Origin of the sequence: Saccharopolyspora thermophila (assembly GCF_014646075.1) — a bacterium.
Classification (GTDB): domain Bacteria; phylum Actinomycetota; class Actinomycetes; order Mycobacteriales; family Pseudonocardiaceae; genus Saccharopolyspora; species Saccharopolyspora thermophila.
Genome location: NZ_BMMT01000016.1, coordinates 72,812 through 91,237, shown reverse-complemented (window position 1 = coordinate 91,237; position 18,426 = coordinate 72,812). Strand labels below are relative to the sequence as shown.

The 18,426-nt window shown below is 72.1% G+C and carries 15 protein-coding genes; 6 read left to right on the top strand and 9 right to left on the bottom strand.

The features are described from left to right. Positions 1 to 18 precede the first annotated feature (18 nt). Positions 19 to 294, bottom strand: coding sequence for a hypothetical protein (locus IEY17_RS20145; protein WP_188990087.1), 276 nt, complete (start codon positions 292 to 294; stop codon positions 19 to 21). A 379-nt stretch (positions 295 to 673) separates the two neighbouring features. Between IEY17_RS20145 and IEY17_RS20140 the strand changes: the two genes are divergently transcribed. Beyond that, a complete protein-coding gene (locus IEY17_RS20140; protein ID WP_188990085.1) occupies positions 674 to 2,959 on the top strand; it encodes a molybdopterin guanine dinucleotide-containing S/N-oxide reductase in 2,286 nt (761 codons plus the stop codon). Positions 2,960 to 3,028: 69 nt separating this feature from the next. On the opposite strand, the gene IEY17_RS25565 is transcribed toward IEY17_RS20140, so the two are convergent. From IEY17_RS25565 to IEY17_RS20115, 6 genes are all read right to left on the bottom strand, one after another. After that, on the bottom strand, positions 3,029 to 3,319 hold the full coding sequence (locus IEY17_RS25565; protein ID WP_229680348.1) for a hypothetical protein: 291 nt from the start codon (positions 3,317 to 3,319) through the stop codon (positions 3,029 to 3,031). A 188-nt stretch (positions 3,320 to 3,507) separates the two neighbouring features. Then, the gene (locus IEY17_RS25560; protein WP_229680347.1) at positions 3,508 to 3,771 is read right to left on the bottom strand and encodes a hypothetical protein; all 264 of its coding nucleotides are present in this window, start codon (positions 3,769 to 3,771) and stop codon (positions 3,508 to 3,510) included. 57 nt (positions 3,772 to 3,828) lie between these two features. Next, the gene (locus IEY17_RS20130) at positions 3,829 to 4,749 is read right to left on the bottom strand and encodes an AEC family transporter (RefSeq protein ID WP_188990083.1); all 921 of its coding nucleotides are present in this window, start codon (positions 4,747 to 4,749) and stop codon (positions 3,829 to 3,831) included. Between the two features lie 288 nt (positions 4,750 to 5,037). Further along, positions 5,038 to 7,989, bottom strand: a complete 2,952-nt coding sequence (locus IEY17_RS20125; RefSeq protein WP_229680346.1) for an arabinosyltransferase domain-containing protein — start codon at positions 7,987 to 7,989, stop codon at positions 5,038 to 5,040. A gap of 275 nt (positions 7,990 to 8,264) precedes the next feature. Then, a complete protein-coding gene (locus IEY17_RS20120) occupies positions 8,265 to 8,783 on the bottom strand; it encodes a hypothetical protein (RefSeq protein WP_188990079.1) in 519 nt (172 codons plus the stop codon). Between the two features lie 75 nt (positions 8,784 to 8,858). Beyond that, positions 8,859 to 9,488: a VOC family protein gene (locus tag IEY17_RS20115; RefSeq protein ID WP_229680345.1), complete on the bottom strand. Its 630-nt coding sequence runs from the start codon at positions 9,486 to 9,488 to the stop codon at positions 8,859 to 8,861. 154 nt (positions 9,489 to 9,642) lie between these two features. On the opposite strand from IEY17_RS20115, the gene IEY17_RS20110 reads away from it, so the two are divergent. Both IEY17_RS20110 and IEY17_RS20105 read left to right on the top strand, forming a co-directional pair. After that, positions 9,643 to 10,122 (top strand): MarR family winged helix-turn-helix transcriptional regulator, encoded by a 480-nt coding sequence (locus tag IEY17_RS20110; RefSeq protein WP_188990076.1) that lies wholly within the window; start codon positions 9,643 to 9,645, stop codon positions 10,120 to 10,122. A gap of 44 nt (positions 10,123 to 10,166) precedes the next feature. Beyond that, on the top strand, positions 10,167 to 11,534 hold the full coding sequence (locus tag IEY17_RS20105) for an MFS transporter (protein ID WP_229680344.1): 1,368 nt from the start codon (positions 10,167 to 10,169) through the stop codon (positions 11,532 to 11,534). Positions 11,535 to 11,711: 177 nt separating this feature from the next. Here IEY17_RS20105 and IEY17_RS20100 read toward each other — a convergent pair whose 3' ends face one another. Continuing rightward, positions 11,712 to 11,915: a cold-shock protein gene (locus IEY17_RS20100; RefSeq protein ID WP_188990072.1), complete on the bottom strand. Its 204-nt coding sequence runs from the start codon at positions 11,913 to 11,915 to the stop codon at positions 11,712 to 11,714. 372 nt (positions 11,916 to 12,287) lie between these two features. Then, positions 12,288 to 12,908 carry an L-threonylcarbamoyladenylate synthase gene (locus tag IEY17_RS20095; RefSeq protein WP_188990070.1) on the bottom strand — a complete coding sequence of 207 codons (621 nt, stop codon included), beginning with the start codon at positions 12,906 to 12,908 and terminating at the stop codon, positions 12,288 to 12,290. A gap of 326 nt (positions 12,909 to 13,234) precedes the next feature. Here IEY17_RS20095 and IEY17_RS20090 point away from each other — a divergent pair, with 326 nt between their 5' ends. The 3 genes from IEY17_RS20090 (at position 13,235) to IEY17_RS20080 (ending at position 18,385) form a co-directional block, all read left to right on the top strand. Further along, a complete protein-coding gene (locus IEY17_RS20090) occupies positions 13,235 to 15,172 on the top strand; it encodes an acyl-CoA dehydrogenase family protein (protein ID WP_188990068.1) in 1,938 nt (645 codons plus the stop codon). A gap of 196 nt (positions 15,173 to 15,368) precedes the next feature. Then, positions 15,369 to 17,408: a TRAP transporter permease gene (locus IEY17_RS20085; RefSeq protein ID WP_188990066.1), complete on the top strand. Its 2,040-nt coding sequence runs from the start codon at positions 15,369 to 15,371 to the stop codon at positions 17,406 to 17,408. Next, positions 17,408 to 18,385 (top strand): TAXI family TRAP transporter solute-binding subunit, encoded by a 978-nt coding sequence (locus tag IEY17_RS20080; protein ID WP_188990064.1) that lies wholly within the window; start codon positions 17,408 to 17,410, stop codon positions 18,383 to 18,385. Before IEY17_RS20085 ends, IEY17_RS20080 begins: the two co-directional genes overlap by 1 nt. Positions 18,386 to 18,426 lie beyond the last annotated feature (41 nt).

The window sequence follows — 18,426 nt, the reverse complement described above, 5'->3', positions numbered from 1 at the left end:
CCGGGCCCTACGGCCCGATCACGCCACCACGCGCACCGACGAGTTGTAGGCGAGCGTGCCGCTGGCGTGGTGCAGGCTGCGCGCCAGCGCCGCGGCCTGGTCGCGGGCCTGCGCCAGGTGCGGGCTGACCGTCGCCCAGGTCGCCAGGTCCTTGCGGGACTGCTCGGCGAACCGCCCGAGGAGTTCGGCCAACGTGGCCAGCTCGGCGAGGTCGGCGGCCGGGTCGGCGCCGGTCAGAACCCCGGCGGCGGCCAGCGCCCGCTGGACGTCGGTGGTGTGGTGCTGGGTGTTCATGGCGGTCGCCCCCTCCGGTGTCACCCGACCCGTTCTGACACCGCCAATCCTCCCGCCGCCCACCGACAACATCGATGGAGCGCACCCCACACCCGCTCGGTGCCGACCACCGGATTCGTCCGGGTGCCCACCCCCGCCCGGGGTCCGGGATTCCGCCACCCGTACCGCCGCGCAGGGCCAAACACCTGTCACCGCACCGGGCTCCCGCTCGCCGGACGCTCTTTCCGGTCCGCTCACCTGGGCGAGCACCGGACAGGTCGAGTGACGACCCCGTTGCGCGGAGTTGTCCGAACAGGACGGTCGGGGGGGGCGGTCGGGCGTTGACCGGGTGCGTCCGGGACGCTAGGGGTCGCAGGTGCCGGGATGCGCGGGAGGACGCATGGTGACGTGGTTGCCGACGAGTTCGCACTGGGGCGCCTACCGGGCGGCCGCGGGGCCGGACGGTGCGGTGCGCGTCGCACCGCATCCGGACGACCCCGCTCCGTCGGTGCTGCTGGGCAACATCGCCGGAAGCGTCCACCACCCCACCCGGGTCACAAGCCCCGCGGTCCGGCGCGGCTGGCTGGAAGGGGGCCCGGGGCCCAGCGACGCGCGCGGGCGGGAGGAGTTCGTCGAAGTTCCGTGGGACACCGCGCTCGACCTCGTGGCCGCGGAACTCGACCGCGTCCGGCGCGAGCACGGCAACGAGGCGATCTTCGGCGGTTCCTACGGGTGGGGCAGCGCAGGCCGGTTTCATCACGTGCAGAGCCAGCTGCACCGGTTCCTCAACCTCATCGGCGGCTACACCGCGTCGCGCAACACCTACAGCACGGGCACGAGCACCGTGCTGCTGCCGCACCTGATCGGGAACGCCGACGCCGTGCTGCGCCACGGCGACAGCTGGCAGACGCTACGGGAGCACACCGATCTCGTGGTGGCCTTCGGCGGGCTGCCCAGCAAGAACCTGTCGGTGACGCCGGGCGGGCTGACCCGCCACGGCAGCGCCGCCGCGGTGCGGGACCTGGGCGGCACCGAGATCGCGGTCGTCAGCCCGCTGGCCGACGACATCCCCGCCGGGTCGAAGGCCCGGTGGTACCCGATCGTCCCCGGCACCGACGTGGCGCTGCAGCTGGCGCTGGCGCACGTGCTGCTCACCGAGGGGCGGCACGACCAGGAGTTCCTGGACCGGTGCTGCACGGGATCTGACGTCTTCGCCGAGTACCTGCTGGGCGAGCGCGACGGCACCGCGAAGTCCCCGGAGTGGGCCGAACCGCGCTGCGGCGTCCCGGCCGACGACATCCGCGACCTGGCGCGCCGGATGGCAGGCGGGCGGACGCTGGTCTCGGTGTCGTGGTCGTTGCAGCGCACCGAGCACGGCGAGCAGCCGGTGTGGGCCGGGTTGGCGCTGGCGGCGATGCTCGGCCAGATCGGGCTGCCCGGCGGCGGGTTCGGGCACGGCTACGGTTCGATGGCCGAGGTCGGCGACACCGGCCCACTGCTTGAGCTCCCGAGCCTGCCGCAGGGCCGCAACCCGGTGTCGACGTTCATCCCGGTGGCACGCGTCGCGGACATGCTGCTGCACCCCGGCCGGTCCTACGACTACGACGGACGCCGACTGACCTACCCCGACATCCGGCTGGTGTACTGGGCGGGCGGTAACCCGTTCCACCACCACCAGGACCTCAACCGGCTGCGCCGCGCCTTCGGGCGGCCAGACACCGTGGTGGTGCAGGAAACGCACTGGACGGCGACGGCCCGGCACGCCGACATGGTGCTGCCCGCGACCACGACGTTGGAGCGGGAGGACCTCGGCGGCGGTCGCCGCGACAGCCACCTGATCGCCATGCACCGGGTACTGGACCCGGTCGGGGAGGCGCGCGACGACTACGACATCCTCACCGGTCTGGCCCGGCGGCTCGGCGTCGAGGCGGCGTTCACCGAGGGCCGCACGCCACGACAGTGGCTGGTGCACCTGTACGAGCGGTGGCGGGCGGACCTGGTGTCGCAGGGCCACGATCTCCCGGGGTTCGAGGAGTTCTGGGCAGCCGGGGAGGTGGAGCTGCCGACCGTGCCGGAACGCTCGCCGCTCGCGGAGTTCCGGGCCGATCCGCAGGCGCACCCGCTGGGCACACCCAGCGGCCGGATCGAGCTGTTCTCGGCGACGATCGACTCGTTCGGCTACCCGGACTGCCCCGGGCACCCGGCGTGGCTGCCGCCGCGGCAACCGCGCCGCGGACCGCTGCACCTGATCGCCAACCAGCCCGCGACCCGGTTGCACGGGCAGGGCGATGTGGGCGAGGTCAGCCGGAGCTCCAAGGTGGCGCAGCGGGAACCGATCCGCATCCACCCGGACGACGCCGCGGTGCGGGGCATCGCCGACGGCGACATCGTGCGAGTGTTCAACGACCTCGGGGCCTGCCTGGCCGGTGTCCGCGTCACCGAGAACGTGCGGCCCGGTGTCGTGGTGCTGGCCACCGGCGCCTGGTTCGACCCGCTGACGGACCCGGAGCAGCCGGGCGGAGCGCTGTGCGTGCACGGCAATCCGAACGTGCTCACCGCCGACGTCCCGTCGTCGCGGCTGTCGCAGGGCTGTGCGGGCCAGCACGGCTACGTGGACGTCGAGCGCCACACCGGACCGCTGCCACCGCTGACCTGCACCACCCCTCCCCCGCTGCGCGAGCCCTGACCGCCTGGGTGGGGCCGGCCCGTCGGCGGCCAGCAGTGGAACGCGGCGGCCGCACATCCTCTTTGGACATCACCGACGGATGTCGGCGATGTCGTTCACCTTCCTACGCACCACAAACCAGCCCAGCACGAGCGCTGGCGCGATGAGACCGATCGACGCCACCGCGAAGGTCCCGACGGGGTAGTCGAAAGCCATCAGCACCAGCACAGCTCCGACGAACACCAGCGTGGCGACTGAGGTGTAGGGAGCTCCGGACAACCTGAACGCGGGGCGTTCGACGCTTCGGCGCTCGGGCGGGTAGATCTGGCGGATGTTCGCGAGCTGCTCGGCGCGGGTAACCAGCGGGTTGACCGAGGCCACGGACTCGTGGTCGAATGTCTCCTCGAAGCTGGCGTACCGGTTGACCTTGGTGACGCGGGTCCAGGACCTCGTCGCCCTGGCAGCGGAACCGGATCAGCGCCCCTTTGCGGATCTTCTTGCGACTGGAGTCGTTGACCCGGATCTCCGTGGTCTTCTTGCCCTGGGCGATCAGGTAGACATAGCGCTTGTCAGATGCCCATCTCGTGGGCGCGGACAGGCGGGGTGTGGGGTCGGGCGGACATGAGGCGGCCAAGCTCCTTGACGGTGAACGAGCGGGAAAAGTGCTCCGGGTCAGTCAGCAGCTCGCCCACCAGCACATCGACGTGGTTATCGACGTCGCCGGGCCAGGTGGTGGTGTCGAGCATCCACGGCTCGACATCCGACGGCAGGACGCCTTTGCCCTGCTCGCGCAGCGACGACTTCGACAGTGTCGCCCCGGTCTGGGCGAGCACCTGCGGGGGTGAAGATCCGCGGCGGCCATGGGGTGCCTCACCCCGGGCCGAGCGGGGTCAGCCGAGGAGGGCGGTGACCGTGAACAGGACCGGGACGCAGAGGATCGTCGACAACAGGATCGAGTCCCGCGCCAGGCGGACGCCCACGTTGTAGTGGGACGCGTAGACGAACAGGTTCTGCGCCGCGGGCAGCGCGGAGATCACCACCGCCGCGAACAGTGGGGCGCCTTGCAGGCCGAACAGGCCCGCGCCGATCGCCCAGGCGATCACCGGGTGCACCACCGACTTGAGGCCCACCGACAGCAGCACCGGCCACCGCTCGTCGCCGACCGCGGGAATCGTGCTGCCCCGCAACGAGATGCCGAACGCCAGTAGCACCGTCGGCACCGAGAGGTGGCCGAGCAGCGTGAGCGGTTCCAGCACCGGCGCCGGGATCCGCCAGCCGCTCAACGAGATCGCCACCCCCAGCAACGAGCAGATGACGATCGGGTTGCGGAACGGCGCGAGGATCCGCAGCCACACCGAGGTGCGCCGCTCCCCCTGCGCGAAGTCGATCACTGTCAACCCGATCGGCGTCAGCACCAGCAGTTGGAACAGCATCACCGGGGCCACCAGCGACGCGTCGCCCAGCACGTAGACGGCGATCGGGATGCCCAGGTTTCCGGCGTTGACGTAGCTGGAGCACAGCGCGCCGATGGTCGTGCGCCGGATGTTCCACCGGCGCAGCACGCCCACCAGCACGAACAGCCCCGCGGCGGCGAAGGTGCTCAACGCCGTCACCAGCAGCGGGACGGAGAACAGCACCAACACGTCGGACTCGGACAGCATCTGCAGCAGCAGCGCGGGCGTTCCGACGTAGAACGACAGCCGGGTGAGCACCTCGCGGCCGGATTCGCCGAGCACTCCGGCGCGGCCGATCAGGTAACCGACCAGCACGATCGTCGCGATGACGCCGAAGCCCTGGATCACGCCGGACACGGCACCTCCGTCCCGAGGTGCCAGCGGTGTCCGATGTGGACGCTTGCGGTGCCGACCGGGCGCTCTGGTCGTCGTCGGGCGCGAGGCATTCTGTTTTTCTTCCGTGCGAGCGGTCTCTGCAGCCGGTGCGCGGGGCCCGGGACCGCCGCTCGACGCGTTGCGGCGGAGGAACACCCACCGCCGCAACAACAGTCAGGCCGAGCGTCGGCGCACGGGCACTGCCCACACGTTAGTTATCCTAGCGATCATCCTCGGCTCATCAGCCGGATCATGGCGTTGCTCACAGCGCTACGCGGCGTCCCCGGTCGGGATCGCCCCGAACGGCCGGACGTCCGTGCGCCCGTCGGACGGCAGCAGCGCCCCGGGCAGCCAGACCGCCCTGGTCAGCGGGCCGGGCGACCAGGTGCCCCAGTGCGTTTCGGTGTGCACCTGGAGCGCCGCGGCGGCCGGAAGCGCGTCCGGCTGGTAGGGATCGACCACGTACAGCGCTCCCCAGTCGCGGTGCAGGTCGTTGCGCAGGTAGGTGGGCAGTTCCCGCACGCTGGCGGCGACGGCGAACCAGCCGTAGGGTCCGCCCCCGCCCGGTGCCGACCAGCCGTAGCCCATGTCGCGCATGATGCCGCCGCCGATCACCCGGAACGCGGGCAGTTCGGCGATACCGTGGTGCAGCCGCGCCACGTCCAGGCACGGGTGCACCAGCGCTGCGGGCCACTCCACGAACACCGGAGCGCCGCCGATCACCTCGGTCATGCTGCTCAGCACCGGCACCCGAGGCGCGCTGACGGCCAGCCAGCCCGGCGGGTCGACCTTCTGGTCGACCGCCAGCACCCGCAGCTTCGTCGCGCCGTCCACCAGGAACCGGACGTCGCGCCACCGCCCCGCGTCCTGGCCGACCGAGCGTCGGCCGAGAATCTCGAACCCATGCGGGGTGTCGCGACCCCACTCCACGGCCAGCGAGTTGCCCCCGGTGGCGCTGCCGACGAACGACACCACCACGGGCAGCTGCCCGGAGGCGGCCTGCGGCGGCACGTCGTACCAGGACGTGCGCAGCTCGCCGGTCGCTGAGCCGTCCGCGGTGAAACTGCCCCAGACCGGCGCGTCGTCGCCGCCGAACCCGTACGGCGGGCTCCAGAACTGCCCGCTGGGCACCCCGAAGCGGTGGAAACCGCGCGCCACGGACTGCAGCGGGTCCGCAGCGCCGCCGCGGCTGGACGACACGACCCGGTCGTCGCTGCGGGGCTGCTCACGCGACACCGCCAGCATCCCGCGCCGCGGGTCGGTCTCCACCTCGACGTAGTCCGACAGCCCGCAACTGGTCCCGATGAGTTGCCGCACGTTGTCCGCACCCAGGCTGTAGCCGTCCCACTGCTTGTGGATGCCCTTCGCGAACAACGCCACCTCGCCGACGAGCAGCACCGCGCAGGTGATCGTCAGCGGCGCCGCCGCCCCCCACCGCGCCACCGGCCGACGCGGCCGCGGGTGCCTGGGCACGGCGGGGAGTTCGTCGTGGCGGAGGTGTTCGACCAGCGCGACCGCGCTGCCGATCCCGGCCAGCACGCCGAAGTGGTGGGTGTGCTTGGTGGGTGTCAGGGCCAGCACCACGAAGCACAGCGCCGCCACCGCCAGCACCCGGCGGCTCGGCCCCACCGCGGCGCCGCTGATCCGGCCGCGCCGCAGCAGCACGGCACCACTGGTGAGGACGCACAACACCAGCAGCAGCACCGGGAACCGGCGAGTCAGCGAACCGTCCGGCCACGGCCCGAAGAGGCGGTCGTAGCGGCTGAGCTCCGCATACCACGGGTTGTTCGGGCCGAACCGGGTCTTGAGCTGCACGGAGTCCACCACGGACTGCAGGGTCTGGTCGAAGAACACGGCGACGAGGATGACCAGCCCCGCCGCGGCGACCGGGGCCAGCACGGGCAGCGCACCGCGCTCGCGGATCCGCTGCCACCCCAACCGGATGAGCGGTTTCGCCGCCACCACGAACGGCAGCACCGCGATCATGCCGTGCGGGTTGGCTCCCAGCCCCAGAGCAGCCGCGACCAGGCCCAGCGCGGCCGGGGTGAGCCGCCGGCTGGCGACGGCCCGTTCCACCGCGCACAACGACAGCAGGAAGAACGTGACGACGACCGGCTCGGGCCGCAGACCGTTGTTGTAGGGCAACCAGAACGCCAGGAACACCGCGGCCGCGGCCCAGCCCACCGATCCGCTGCCGCGCACCTGCCGCCCGAGCCGCGGCAGCACCCCGCGGCTGAGCAGCAACCAGCTCAGCGCCCCGAGGAACAGCGCGGGCAACCTGACCCACGGGGTGGCGGCCGAAACCTGCACCCACAGCGCGTAGAGCTCGTAGAACCAGCCGAACGGCGACTCGGGGTTGGCGAACCAGCGGAAGTAGTTGGTGACGTACCCGGCGCTGTCGGCGGCGCGCAGCATGGTGAGGATGTAGCCGTCGTCCGCGGTCATCGCGCCGATCAGCCACCACACCACCAGCGCGGCGAACACCACAACGTCGCGCGGCCCGGGCCGCCACCACCCCGGTGGCAGCCCGCGTGGCGCGCGCCGCACCTCGATGCGCCGCAGCGCCACCACCGCGCCGAGGAAAGCCAACACCTCCAGCACCATGGCGGCGATCTTCAGCGGCGTGGGGCGGCTGGCGAAGCGGTCGTCCACCCGCGCCTCGAAGGCCAGCCCGCGCACGTCGTCCACAGCGGAGTCCAGCTGGGAGAAGATGCCGGTCAGCTGCGGACGCTGGTCGCCGGACACCACCGCGAACGGCGCCCCCGCCACCGCCGCCGAGGTGCCGGTGGCGTCCGCGCGCACCGAGATCACACAGTCGCCGTCCGGAACCGGCACCGCTCCGGCCTGGCGCCCCCTGGACCACAGCACCACCTTCCCGGCGTCGACCTGCAGGCTCAGCCCGGTCATCCCGCCGTAGAACGACGACGGCGCGTTGGTGGACACCAGCACCGCGGGACCGCTGGTGCGGGCGTCGAGGTCGCGCGCCGCCCGGCACGGGACCTCCGCGGTCAACCACAGGGGCGCGTGGCTGACCAGCGGCGCCGACACCGAGTGGGTGCCCTCGGCCGTCGGCCAGCGCAGCGTGGTGATCTCATGCTCCACGGGCAGGAACGGCACGGCCACGGCGAGCACGGCGAACAGCAGGCCGAGCAGCGCCGCCCAGCGGCGAGCGGACCTCGGTGCCGGATCGAGTCGCGTGTTCGGCACGAACCGCTCTGGCACGCGACCGCCCCTCTTCTGTTCCGCCGGCAACAACGATCCCGATGAGCTTAGAGAGCCGGTCGGCGGCAGCAGCAACCGGCGCGATGACGTCGCCATGCGCGTCCGCTCCGGCACGCGGCGCACTGGGCCGTTCGGGTGAGATCGGATCGGGGGCGTTGGCGGAGGTGGACGTCGTCACCCGATCCCGGGCCGGGCGCACGCTGCTGGCGGAGAACGACGTCGGCACCCCGTTCGACTGGCCGCGCATCCCGGGTGACCGGCACCGTCGCCGTGGGTCATCTGATCGGGGCCAGGCCGCGGGCGTCGCGGCAGACCGCGGGCCACGGTGCCCGGCGGGCCTCGCCCAGCACCTGCGAAACGCACGCGACGATCTCCCCCGCTGCCTCGGCCAGGGCGGCGATGTCGGCGGTGTACTCGGCCGGGTCCAGCCCCGCCTGCACCAGCAGCGGCGTCACGTCGTGCAGCCGGTCGCACAGCCAGCCCGCCGGGGCCCGACTGAGGTCCGGATCGAAGACCCGCTCGCCCGGCTCGCCGGAGCTCATCGCCGGGTGCCAGTGCATCCGGTCGGCCGCACCCGGCCGCGACTCCAGCAGGTCGAACCGGCAGATACCGCGCTGCAGCCGCACCTCGCGCGAGGCGTAGATCGACCCCTCTCCCGCTGCTTCCACGAGCGTGCGCAGCTCGACGCGGACCCCGCGCTCCCGCGCTCCGGGCTCACCCGCGAGCCTGGGGTCGAGGAAGTCGATGCCCTCCACGACCACGGCCAGCCTGCGAAAGCAGAAGACGCGATACACACCAGCACTCAACCACGCCATACGCTGCCGCGACAAGGAAGACCACCCGATCGCCGATCCGTCCACTGTGGATCTTCAGGGCAGTTCGACCACTCCGTTGGGACCCTCGACGCGGGCTCGCAGCGCGGGTGCGGCCGCCGCCGCGACGTCCAGCTCCGCGCCGACGGCGCGCAGGTCGGCGCGGACCGCCGCCGGGTCCGGGTGCTCGGCGCGCAGCGACCGCAGCCGCAGTTCGGGCAGCCCGGCCTCCGTCGGGTGCCGAGTGCCGCCCCAGTCGATGAGGAACGGCACCAGCCCGTCCCGCGGGCGCGGTTCGGCCTTGGCCAGCCGCCACTCCAGCAGCGTCCCGTCCGCCGTACGGCGCGACATCGGCAGCACGTCGCCGGGATCGTGCCCGGCTGCGCGGGCCGCGGCCACCCGGGCCTCGATGTCATCGGCGCGGACCGCCCAGGTCACCAGCCGCGGGGCGGTGAGGGTGGCCAGCCCGAACGATGTCGGCGGCGTGGTGGCCTCCGGGTCCGGGCCGATGATCTCCAGGTAGCTGCGCCCGCCGAGGCCCACCAGGTAGTTGCGGGTGCCGTGGTCGGGGTGCCGTCCGCCCGGCACCGGGTCGACCCCCAGCAGCGTCGCCAGTGCCCGCACGCCCGCTTCCAGGTCGGGCACCCCGTACACGAGGTGGTCCAGACACGGGTCGACGCCGTTCACGCACATCCTCCCCGGGCGCTCGGTGAGCCCCGATCACAGCACCTCGGACGGACGAGATCAACATCCCGGGGCGGACAGCACCAGCGGACCACGGGGCACGGATCACGCTGGTTCAGACCATTCCGCCGCCGAGAAAGACAGCTATGCTGAACATATGAGCAGCACTCCCGACACCGCCCAGGCCGCCGCCGAGGTACGGCTGGGCGTGATGCGGCTGGCCCGGCGGCTGCGCGTTGAACGCGGGCCGGGCGAACTGACGCCCAGCCAGCTGGCGACGTTGGGCCTGCTGGCGCGCGGCGGCCCGGCCACCGCCAGCGCCCTGGCCGCCGCCGAGCGCGTCACACCGCAGTCCATGGCCCGCATCGTGCAACGCCTGATCGACGCCGGCCTGGCCGAACGCGACACCGACCCGAGCGACCGCCGGGCCGCCATCGTGCGGATCACCGAGGCGGGCCGCCGCCAGGTGCTGCGCGACCGCTGCCAGCGCGAGGCGTGGCTGGCGCAGGCCATGGCCGGGCTCACCGACGTTGAGCGCGACCTGCTGGTGCTGGCCGCCCGCCTGCTCGACCGGCTGGCCGACGCGGAGCCGACCAGTCGCCCCGGAACCGCTCCGCTCGCCCCCGAACAAAGCTGATGACCCGATCACCCCGCACACAAGAAGACAGCCATGCTGAATATGTGCGGGAGGCCGGCGCCGAGCTGCCCGGCAGGTTCGTCGCGCCGATCGCCTTCGGCACCGTCCTGCAACCGCTGAACTCCTCGATGATCGCGGTCGCCCTGGTGGCGATCCGCACCGAGTTCGACGCGGGCACCTCAGTGACCTGGCTGGTCTCGGCGCTGTACCTGGCCACCGCGGTGGCCGCGCCGGCGATGGGCCGCATCGCCGACGTGCTGGGCCCGCGCCGGACCAGCCTCGCCGGGATCGCCCTGGTCGGCCTCGCCTCGGCGGTGGCGCCGTTCGCGCCGGGCATCCCGGCGCTGGTGGTGTGCCGCATCCTCATCGGCATCGGCACGGCCGCGCAGTACCCGTGCGGCGTGGCGATGATCCGCCGCGCCGCCGACCGGTTGCGCTCCCGGCCGAACAACGCGCTGGCCGTGCTGGCGGTCTGCTCGCAGGTCAGCGCCGCCCTCGGCCCCACCCTCGGCGGGCTGCTCGTCGGCGGGTTCGGCTGGACAGGGGTATTCTGGATCAACGTGCCGCTGGCCGCCCTCGGCGCGGCGGTGATCCTGGCGCGGGGACCAGCCGACCCGCCCCCGGCGCCCGGTCGGCGGCTGCGGGATCTCGCCCGCGTTGATCCGCTCGGCATGCTGCTGTTCACGGCGGCGAGCACCGCCCTGATGTTCTGGCTGCTGTCGCTGACCACGACGCCCGCGTGGTGGTGGCTGGCCGTGGCCCTCCCGGCCTCGGTCCTGACCGCGTGGTGGGGGCTGCGCGCCCGCGACCCGTTCCTGGACGTTCGGCTGCTCGCCCGCCGTGGGCTGTCGTTCACCTACGTGCGCACGATCGTGACCTACACGGCCTTCTACTGCGTGTTCTACGGGGTGCCGCAGTGGCTGGAGGAGACCCGCGGGCTGGGGCCGGTCGGCGCCGGCCTGGTGGTGCTGCCGATCTCGGCGTTCGGGGTGCTGTCCACGCTGCTGGCGACCCGGTTGCTGCGCACGCACGAGCCTCGGCTCGCGCTGCTCGTCGGCACCAGCGCGCTGTGCGTCGGTGGGCTACTGCTGACGTTGCCCACCAGCAGTTCGCCCGTCTGGGGGCTGCTGGTGGTCTCGGCGGTGCTCGGGCTGCCCAACGGTTTCAACAACATGGGCAACCAGCAGGCCGTGTACGCCGCCGCGCCGACCGACCGGACGGGTGCCGCCTCCGGTCTCTACCGTACCTCGCAGTACGTCGGGGCGAACCTCGCCGCCGCACTGCTCGCGCTGGTGCTCGGTGCGCACGCCGACGACAGCGGCCTGCACCAGATGGGCCTGGCGGTGACGGTGATCGCGGCCGTCCTGCTCGCCGCGTCGCTGCTGGGGGCGTGGCGCGCCCGGCGGCGGTGAAGACCACCAGTGCACGCCACATCGAACCAGGCAGGAGCACGCGAACCCGCCCGCCGCGGACATGAGGACCGCGGCAGCCCGCCGCGGCGGGCTCAGGGCCCGGGGTTGGCGGACCGGTCCGCGCGCGCCGAAGAGCGGCTCCGCACCCGGTCGGTGCGGAGCCGCCGCGACGTGGGATCAGAGGGCGCGGACGCCGGCCGCCTGCGGGCCCTTCGGACCCTGGCTGACCTCGTAGGTCACCTTCTGGTCCTCCTCGAGGGTGCGGAAGCCGCGCGCGTCGATCGCCGAGTAGTGGACGAAGACGTCCGGGCCGCCGTCGTCCGGAGCGATGAAGCCGAAGCCCTTCTCCGAGTTGAACCACTTCACGGTTCCCTGTGCCATTTCTCTACTCCTTCTGGGAGCCGGAACTACTACAGGTGGCCACACTGCGCGGACACCTCGGTCGTGGCTCTCGGAACGGCGACTTCTCCAGCTGGACCAGATAGCAGCACGCCCGCATCACCATCCTGCGAGTGTGCGCGAAACACGACCCCAGAAAATACGACCGACGCACACACTACACGCTCACGGCCGATCGCGCCGCCAGACGCATGATCGACCGTGCCGCGAGCAGCGTCACACGCTCGGCGGTCCGCCGCAGTCGCGTTCACCCGTACGGTTCGACCCCGCAGAGCCGGTGCCCGCGCGCCGGTCCAGCCGGAAGAGGAGATGACCCGCGCCGGTCCTGCTGTCGTAGCAGGACCCGATCACGAGCTATTCGAAGCGGGCCGGGTCGCCCGCTCCCCGGCGAACCACCTCCGGTTCCGGCCCGGAGAAGTCGATCACCGTGGTGGGTTCGGTGCCGCAGTCGCCGGAGTCGATCACCGCGTCCAGCAGGTGGTCGAGCTCCTCCTTGATCTGCCAGCCCTGCGTCAGCGGCTCCGCCTCGCCGGGCAGCAGCAGCGTGCTCGACAGGATCGGTTCGCCGAGTTCGGCCAGCAGCGCCTGCACCACGACGTGGTCGGGGATGCGCACCCCGACGGTCTTCTTGCGCGGATGGAGCAACCGGCGCGGGACCTCCTTGGTGGCGGGCAGGATGAACGTGTAGCTGCCCGGCGTGGACGCCTTGATGGCGCGGAAGACCGCGTTGTTGACGATCACGAACTGGCCGAGCTGGGCGAAGTTCTGGCACACCAGGGTGAAGTGATGCCGGTCGTCGAGGTGCCGGATGGCGCGGATGCGCTCGATGCCGTCCTTGTTGCCCAGCTGGCAACCGAGGGCGAAGCACGAGTCGGTCGGGTAGGCGACCAGACCGTCGTCGCGGATGATGTCCACCACCTGTCCGATCGCGCGCCGCTGCGGGTTCTCCGGGTGAACGTCGAAGTACTTCGCCATACCGGGAGCTTAGGGCCGCCACCGAACCGGTCCCATCGGCCGTCCGGTGGGCGTGGCGGGCGGCTGGTTGTGCACCTCCGGGCGGCCGGCGGGTGGGCCGCCGATGCTGGTGGGATGGTTGTGGTCGGTAGCCATCCGGGCGATGGTGGTGACCGCCCGGTGTCCCGCCGTGGGAGAGGTAGAGGTCACTCAGACGAACGGCGCCCTTCACCTGACGCGTCCGGGAGAGAAGACGAAGGTGCGCTCCCACTGTCTGCGGGGTGGCGTCGGCGGCAGTACCGTGGTGTGACCAACGTCACCAACCGTTCGGCTCGTCGGGGGCTGAGATGACCACAGTGGACGAGAAGCGGCCGCGGGTCGACGCCGCGCAGGCCAGGCAGGTCGCCGAGGAAGCCCGCGAAACGCGGTGGGACCGGCCCAGTTTCGGCCGCGAGCTGTTCCTCGGGCGGCTGCGGCTGGATCTGGTCGACCCGATGCCGGAAAGCCCCACCTCCGCCGCCGGGGAGGCGTTCCTGCGGCGCCTGCGGGAGTTCTGCGAGAACGAGGTCGACGGCCGCCGGATCGAACGCGAGGACCGCGTTCCCGACGAGGTCATCGACGGCCTGCGCGACCTCGGCGCCCTGGCCATCAAGATCCCCGAGGAGTACGGCGGGCTCGGGCTGCCCTCGGTCTACTACCACCGGGCGCTGATGCTGGTCGCCACCACCAGCCCGGCCATCGGCGCGCTGCTGTCGGCCCACCAGTCCATCGGCGTGCCTCGCCCTGTCGAGCTCTTCGGCACCGAGGCGCAGAAGCGTGAGTTCCTGCCCCGCTGCACCCGCGAGATCTCCGCCTTCCTGCTCACCGAACCCGACGTGGGCAGCGACCCGGCGCGGCTGGCCACCATCGCCGAACCCAGCGCGGACGGGCGGACCTACCGGCTCAACGGTGTGAAGCTGTGGACCACCAACGGCGTGCTGGCCGACCTGCTGGTGGTGATGGCCCGGGTGCCGCGCTCAGACGGGCACCGCGGCGGCGTGACCGCCTTCGTCGTCGAAGCCGACGCCCCCGGCGTCACCGTGGAGCACCGCAACTCGTTCATGGGGCTGCGCGGCATCGAGAACGGCGTGACCCGGCTGCACGACGTCGTGGTGCCCGCCGCCAACCGCATCGGCCGCGAGGGCGACGGCCTCCGGATCGCGCTGACCACCCTGAACACCGGTCGCCTGGCACTGCCCGCGATGTGCGCCGGGGCCGCGAAGTGGTGCCTGCGGATCGCCCGCGAGTGGTCCGCGCAGCGGGTCCAGTGGGGCCGCCCGATCGGCGCGCACGAGGCGATCGCGGGCAAGGTCTCCTTCATCGCGGCGAGCGCGTTCGCGCTGGATGCGGTCCTGGAGCTGTCCGGGCGGCTGGCTGACGCCGACCGGCACGACATCCGCATCGAAGCCGCGCTGGCCAAGCTGCACTCCTCGGAACTGGCCTGGCAGGTCGCCGACGAGCTGGTGCAGATCCGCGGCGGCCGCGGCTACGAGACGGCGGAGTCGCTGGCCGCCCGCGGCGAGCGCGGGGTGCCCGTCGAACAGCTGCTGCGGGACCTGCGCATCAACCGCATCTTCGAGGGCTCCAGCGAGATCATGCGGCTGCTGATCGCGCGCGAGGCGGTGGACGCGCACCTGTCGGTGGCCGGGGACATCATCGACCCGGAGGCCGACCTGTCACGCAAGGCGCGCGCCGCGGCCCGCGCCGGCGGCTTCTACGCCCGCTGGCTGCCGACGCTGGCGGTGGGCCGCGGGCAGTTGCCCGGCGCCTACGGCGAGTACGGCCGGCTGGCCGAGCACCTGCGGTTCGTCGAACGCGCCAGCCGGCGGATCGCGCGGCAGACGTTCCTCGCGATGGCGCGCTGGCAGGGCGCGCTCGAACACCGCCAGCTGTTCCTCGGCCGCATCGTCGACATCGGCGCGGAGCTGTACGCGATGAGCGCCTGCTGCGTGCACGCCCGCTCGTCGGACAGCACGGCGGTGGAGCTGGCCGACGCGTACTGCCGCCAGGCGCGCCTCCGGGTGGAGGAGCTGTTCCGGCGGTTGTGGGACAACACCGACGCCGCCGACCGGATGCTGGCCCGCCGGGTGCTCGACGGCCGCTACGCCTGGTTGGAGGACGGCGTGCTGGACCCGTCCACCGATGGTCCGTGGATCGCCGACACCATGCCGGGCCCGTCTCGGTGCGAGAACGTCCGCCGGGTGCTGCGTCGCTCCTCAGTGGACCAGCCTGCACCGCACTATTGACCCGGACGAGTGACGCCAGTTACATTCCCGCCGCACAACCGACATGCGCGCTGTGAGAGCGGGAGCGGATGGCTGACTGGCTTGGACTCATGGTCGTCGCGCCCGGAACCGGACCGACCCCCGCCCGCCGGCGCGCATCGGCCGCAGCACGGCGTTCGTGCCCGGCCGCGCTCCGCCGGGACGGAGGGGCACGCCCATGAGCCAGGCGACGCGGCCTGAGCACGACGACGAACGCCTCCCCGATGTGGGCGAGATCGTCGCGGCGCACGACGAGGAACGGCCGGCGCGACAGCTGTCCCGCCGCCCCGAGCTGCTGGTGTTCCTGGTGTCGCTCGCCGTCGCGGCGCTGGTGCTCAGGCAGGTGTTCTTCCCGCTCACCAAGGGCAACCAGTACTACCTGGTGATCTTCCTCGGGTGCACGCTGCCGCTGGTCTTCCTGTGCTACCGGCCGGGCGGGCGCCGCCCTAACGGCGACCGCGACGACCCGGCCTGGTACGACTGGCTGCTGTCAGCGGTCGCGCTGCTCGTCGGGTTCTACCCGGTGCTGCCGGTGCCCTCCGGCGGTTTCGACGCGTTCCTGGACCGACAGGGCAGTCTGTCCACTCTGGACATCACTGCCGGGGCGCTGCTGCTCCTGCTGGTGCTGGAAGCCACCCGGCGCACCACGGGCTGGATCCTGCCGATCATCTGCGCGGCGTTCATCGGCTACGCCTACTACGGCGGTTTCCTGCCGCAGAACTGGGAAATCGCCCACGCGGGCGTGGACTTCAGCCAGATCATCAACGCGCTGTACAACGACGCCAGCGGTTTCTACGGCACGCCGCTGGACGTCGCGGCCAGCTACATCGTGCTGTTCACCATCTACGGCGCGGTGCTCAACGCCTCCGGGGCCGGGCAGTTCTTCGTCGACTTCTCCTTCGCGGCGTTCAGGCGCTCCCGCACCGCGCCGGGGCGCACCACCGTCCTCTCGGGGTTCCTGCTGGGCACGGTGTCCGGGTCCGGCACGGCCACGGCGGTGAGTCTCGGCTCGATCACCTGGCCGATCCTGCGCCGGGCCGGATACCCGAAAGAGCAGGCCGGTGGTCTGCTGGCGGCGTCGGGCATCGGGGCGATCCTCTCGCCACCGACGCTGGGCGCGGCGGCGTTCATCATCGCCGAGTACCTGCAGACCTCGTACCTGTCGGTGCTGGTCTGGGCGACCGTTCCCACGGTCCTGTACTACCTGGGCATCGTGTTCGCGGTGGAGGCCGACGCGCGGCGGTTCGGGGCGAAGGCCGTGGACGTCGAGCACGGCAGCGCGTGGCGGCTGCTGCTGCGCGGCGGCTACCACTTCCTGTCGCTGGCGATCATCGTGGTGTTCCTGGCGCTGGACATCCCACCCTTTGCCGCCGTGGTCCACGCGACCGGCGTCGCGGCGCTGTTCACCCTGGTGGCTCGGCTGGTCCGCGCGGAAACCGGCCCCGGCCCGGCGGTGCTGGCGTGGCTGAAGGACATCGTGGACGCGCTGTCGTCGGGGACGCGTGGCGCGCTGCCGGTGGTGGCCGTGTGCGCGGCGGCGGGCATCATCACGTCCACCATCACCAAAACCGGTCTGGGCCAGGTACTGGCCGATGCGCTGGTCGAGGCAGCGCAGGCGATCACCAGCAACCCCACCGCGGTCCTGGTGCTCACCGTGGTGTTCTCCGCGCTGGCCGTCGGCGTGCTGGGGTTGGCGGTGCCGGTAACGGCGTCGTTCATCATCGCCTGGGTGGTGATCGGCCCGGCGCTGGCCGCGCTGGGCGTGGCCGACGCCGAGCGGGCGATGTTCATCTTCTACTACGCGGTGCTGTCCGAGGTGACGCCGCCGACCGCGCTGGCCGCGGTGGCCGCCGCGGCGATCACCGGCGGCCGGATCACCGGCACCATGATGCAGGCCTGGAAGTACACGCTGCCCGCCTTCCTGGTGCCGATCGCGTTCGTGCTGACCGACAACGGCTCGGCCCTGCTGCTGCGGGCCGACGCGGTGACCGCACTGTGGGTGCTGGCGGTGTCCGTGGTGGCCGTCGCCGCGCTGGGCGTGGTGACCGGCGGCTGGCTGGCCGGACCGGTGCGCCCCACGGTGCGCGCGCTGTTCGCGCCGGGGGCGTTGTGTCTGCTGTACCTGGAACCGCCGGTGGTGGCGGTGGGGCTGGGGTTCTGCGTGCTGGGCGTGGTCGCACAGCTGATCCTGCGCCGGACGATCGAGGAGGAACGGTGATGCGGTTCACAGCACTGCTCGCGACGGTTGCGGCGGTCGCGCTGGTCGCGGCCGGCTGCGGTGGCAAGCAGGTTCAGGACAACGCCGCCGGGGCGGGCTCCTGCGAGGCCAGCGAGGGCCGCCTGACGATCGCCACCGGCAACACCGGCGGCGTGTACTACGTGCTCGGCGGCGGGCTCGCGCAGGTGATCAGCGGCAACACGAAACTCCGCGCCACGGCCGCGGAAACCGGGGCTTCGGTGCAGAACATCCAGCAGCTGGTGGCCGGGGACTACGACATCGCCTTCACCCTCGCCGACACCGCCGCGGACGCGGTGCAGGGCAAGGCAAGCTTCGAGGGCACACCACAGCCGATCCGGGCGCTGGCCCGGATCTACCCGAACTTCACGCAGGTCGTGGTGCGCGCGGACGCCGGAATCAACAGCGTCGCGGACATGCGGGGCAAACGGATCTCCACCGGTTCCCCGAAGTCCGGCACCGAGGTGATCGCCAACCGGGTGCTCACCGCCGCCGGGCTGAACCCGGAGACCGACGTGCAGGCGCAGCGGTTGTCGCTGGGCAAGGCGGTGGACGGGATGAAGTCGGGCACGGTGGACGGATTGTTCTGGTCGGGCGGTCTGCCGACGCCGGAGATCACCGACCTGACCACCTCGATGGGTGGTGCGGTGAAGTTCCTCGACATCAGCCCGCAACTGGCCGGGTTGCACCAGATCAGCCCGGTGTACGAGGCGAGCACGATCCCGGCGGCGACGTACCACCTGCCCGCCGACGTCCCGACCGTCGCGGTGCCCAACCTGCTGGTGGTGCGGGACGATTTCGCCGCGGGCAACGCCTGCGCGATCACGAAGCTGCTCTTCGACAAGAAGGCCGACCTGGAGAAGGTCCACCCCGCGGCCGGTCAGATCACCCGCGAGAACGCGCCCCGGACCGACCCGGTGCCGCTGCACCCGGGCGCCCAGCAGGCGCTCCAGGGCTGAGCCGGAGCCCTCGGGGCTGATCGGCTGCGTGTTTCGGTCGA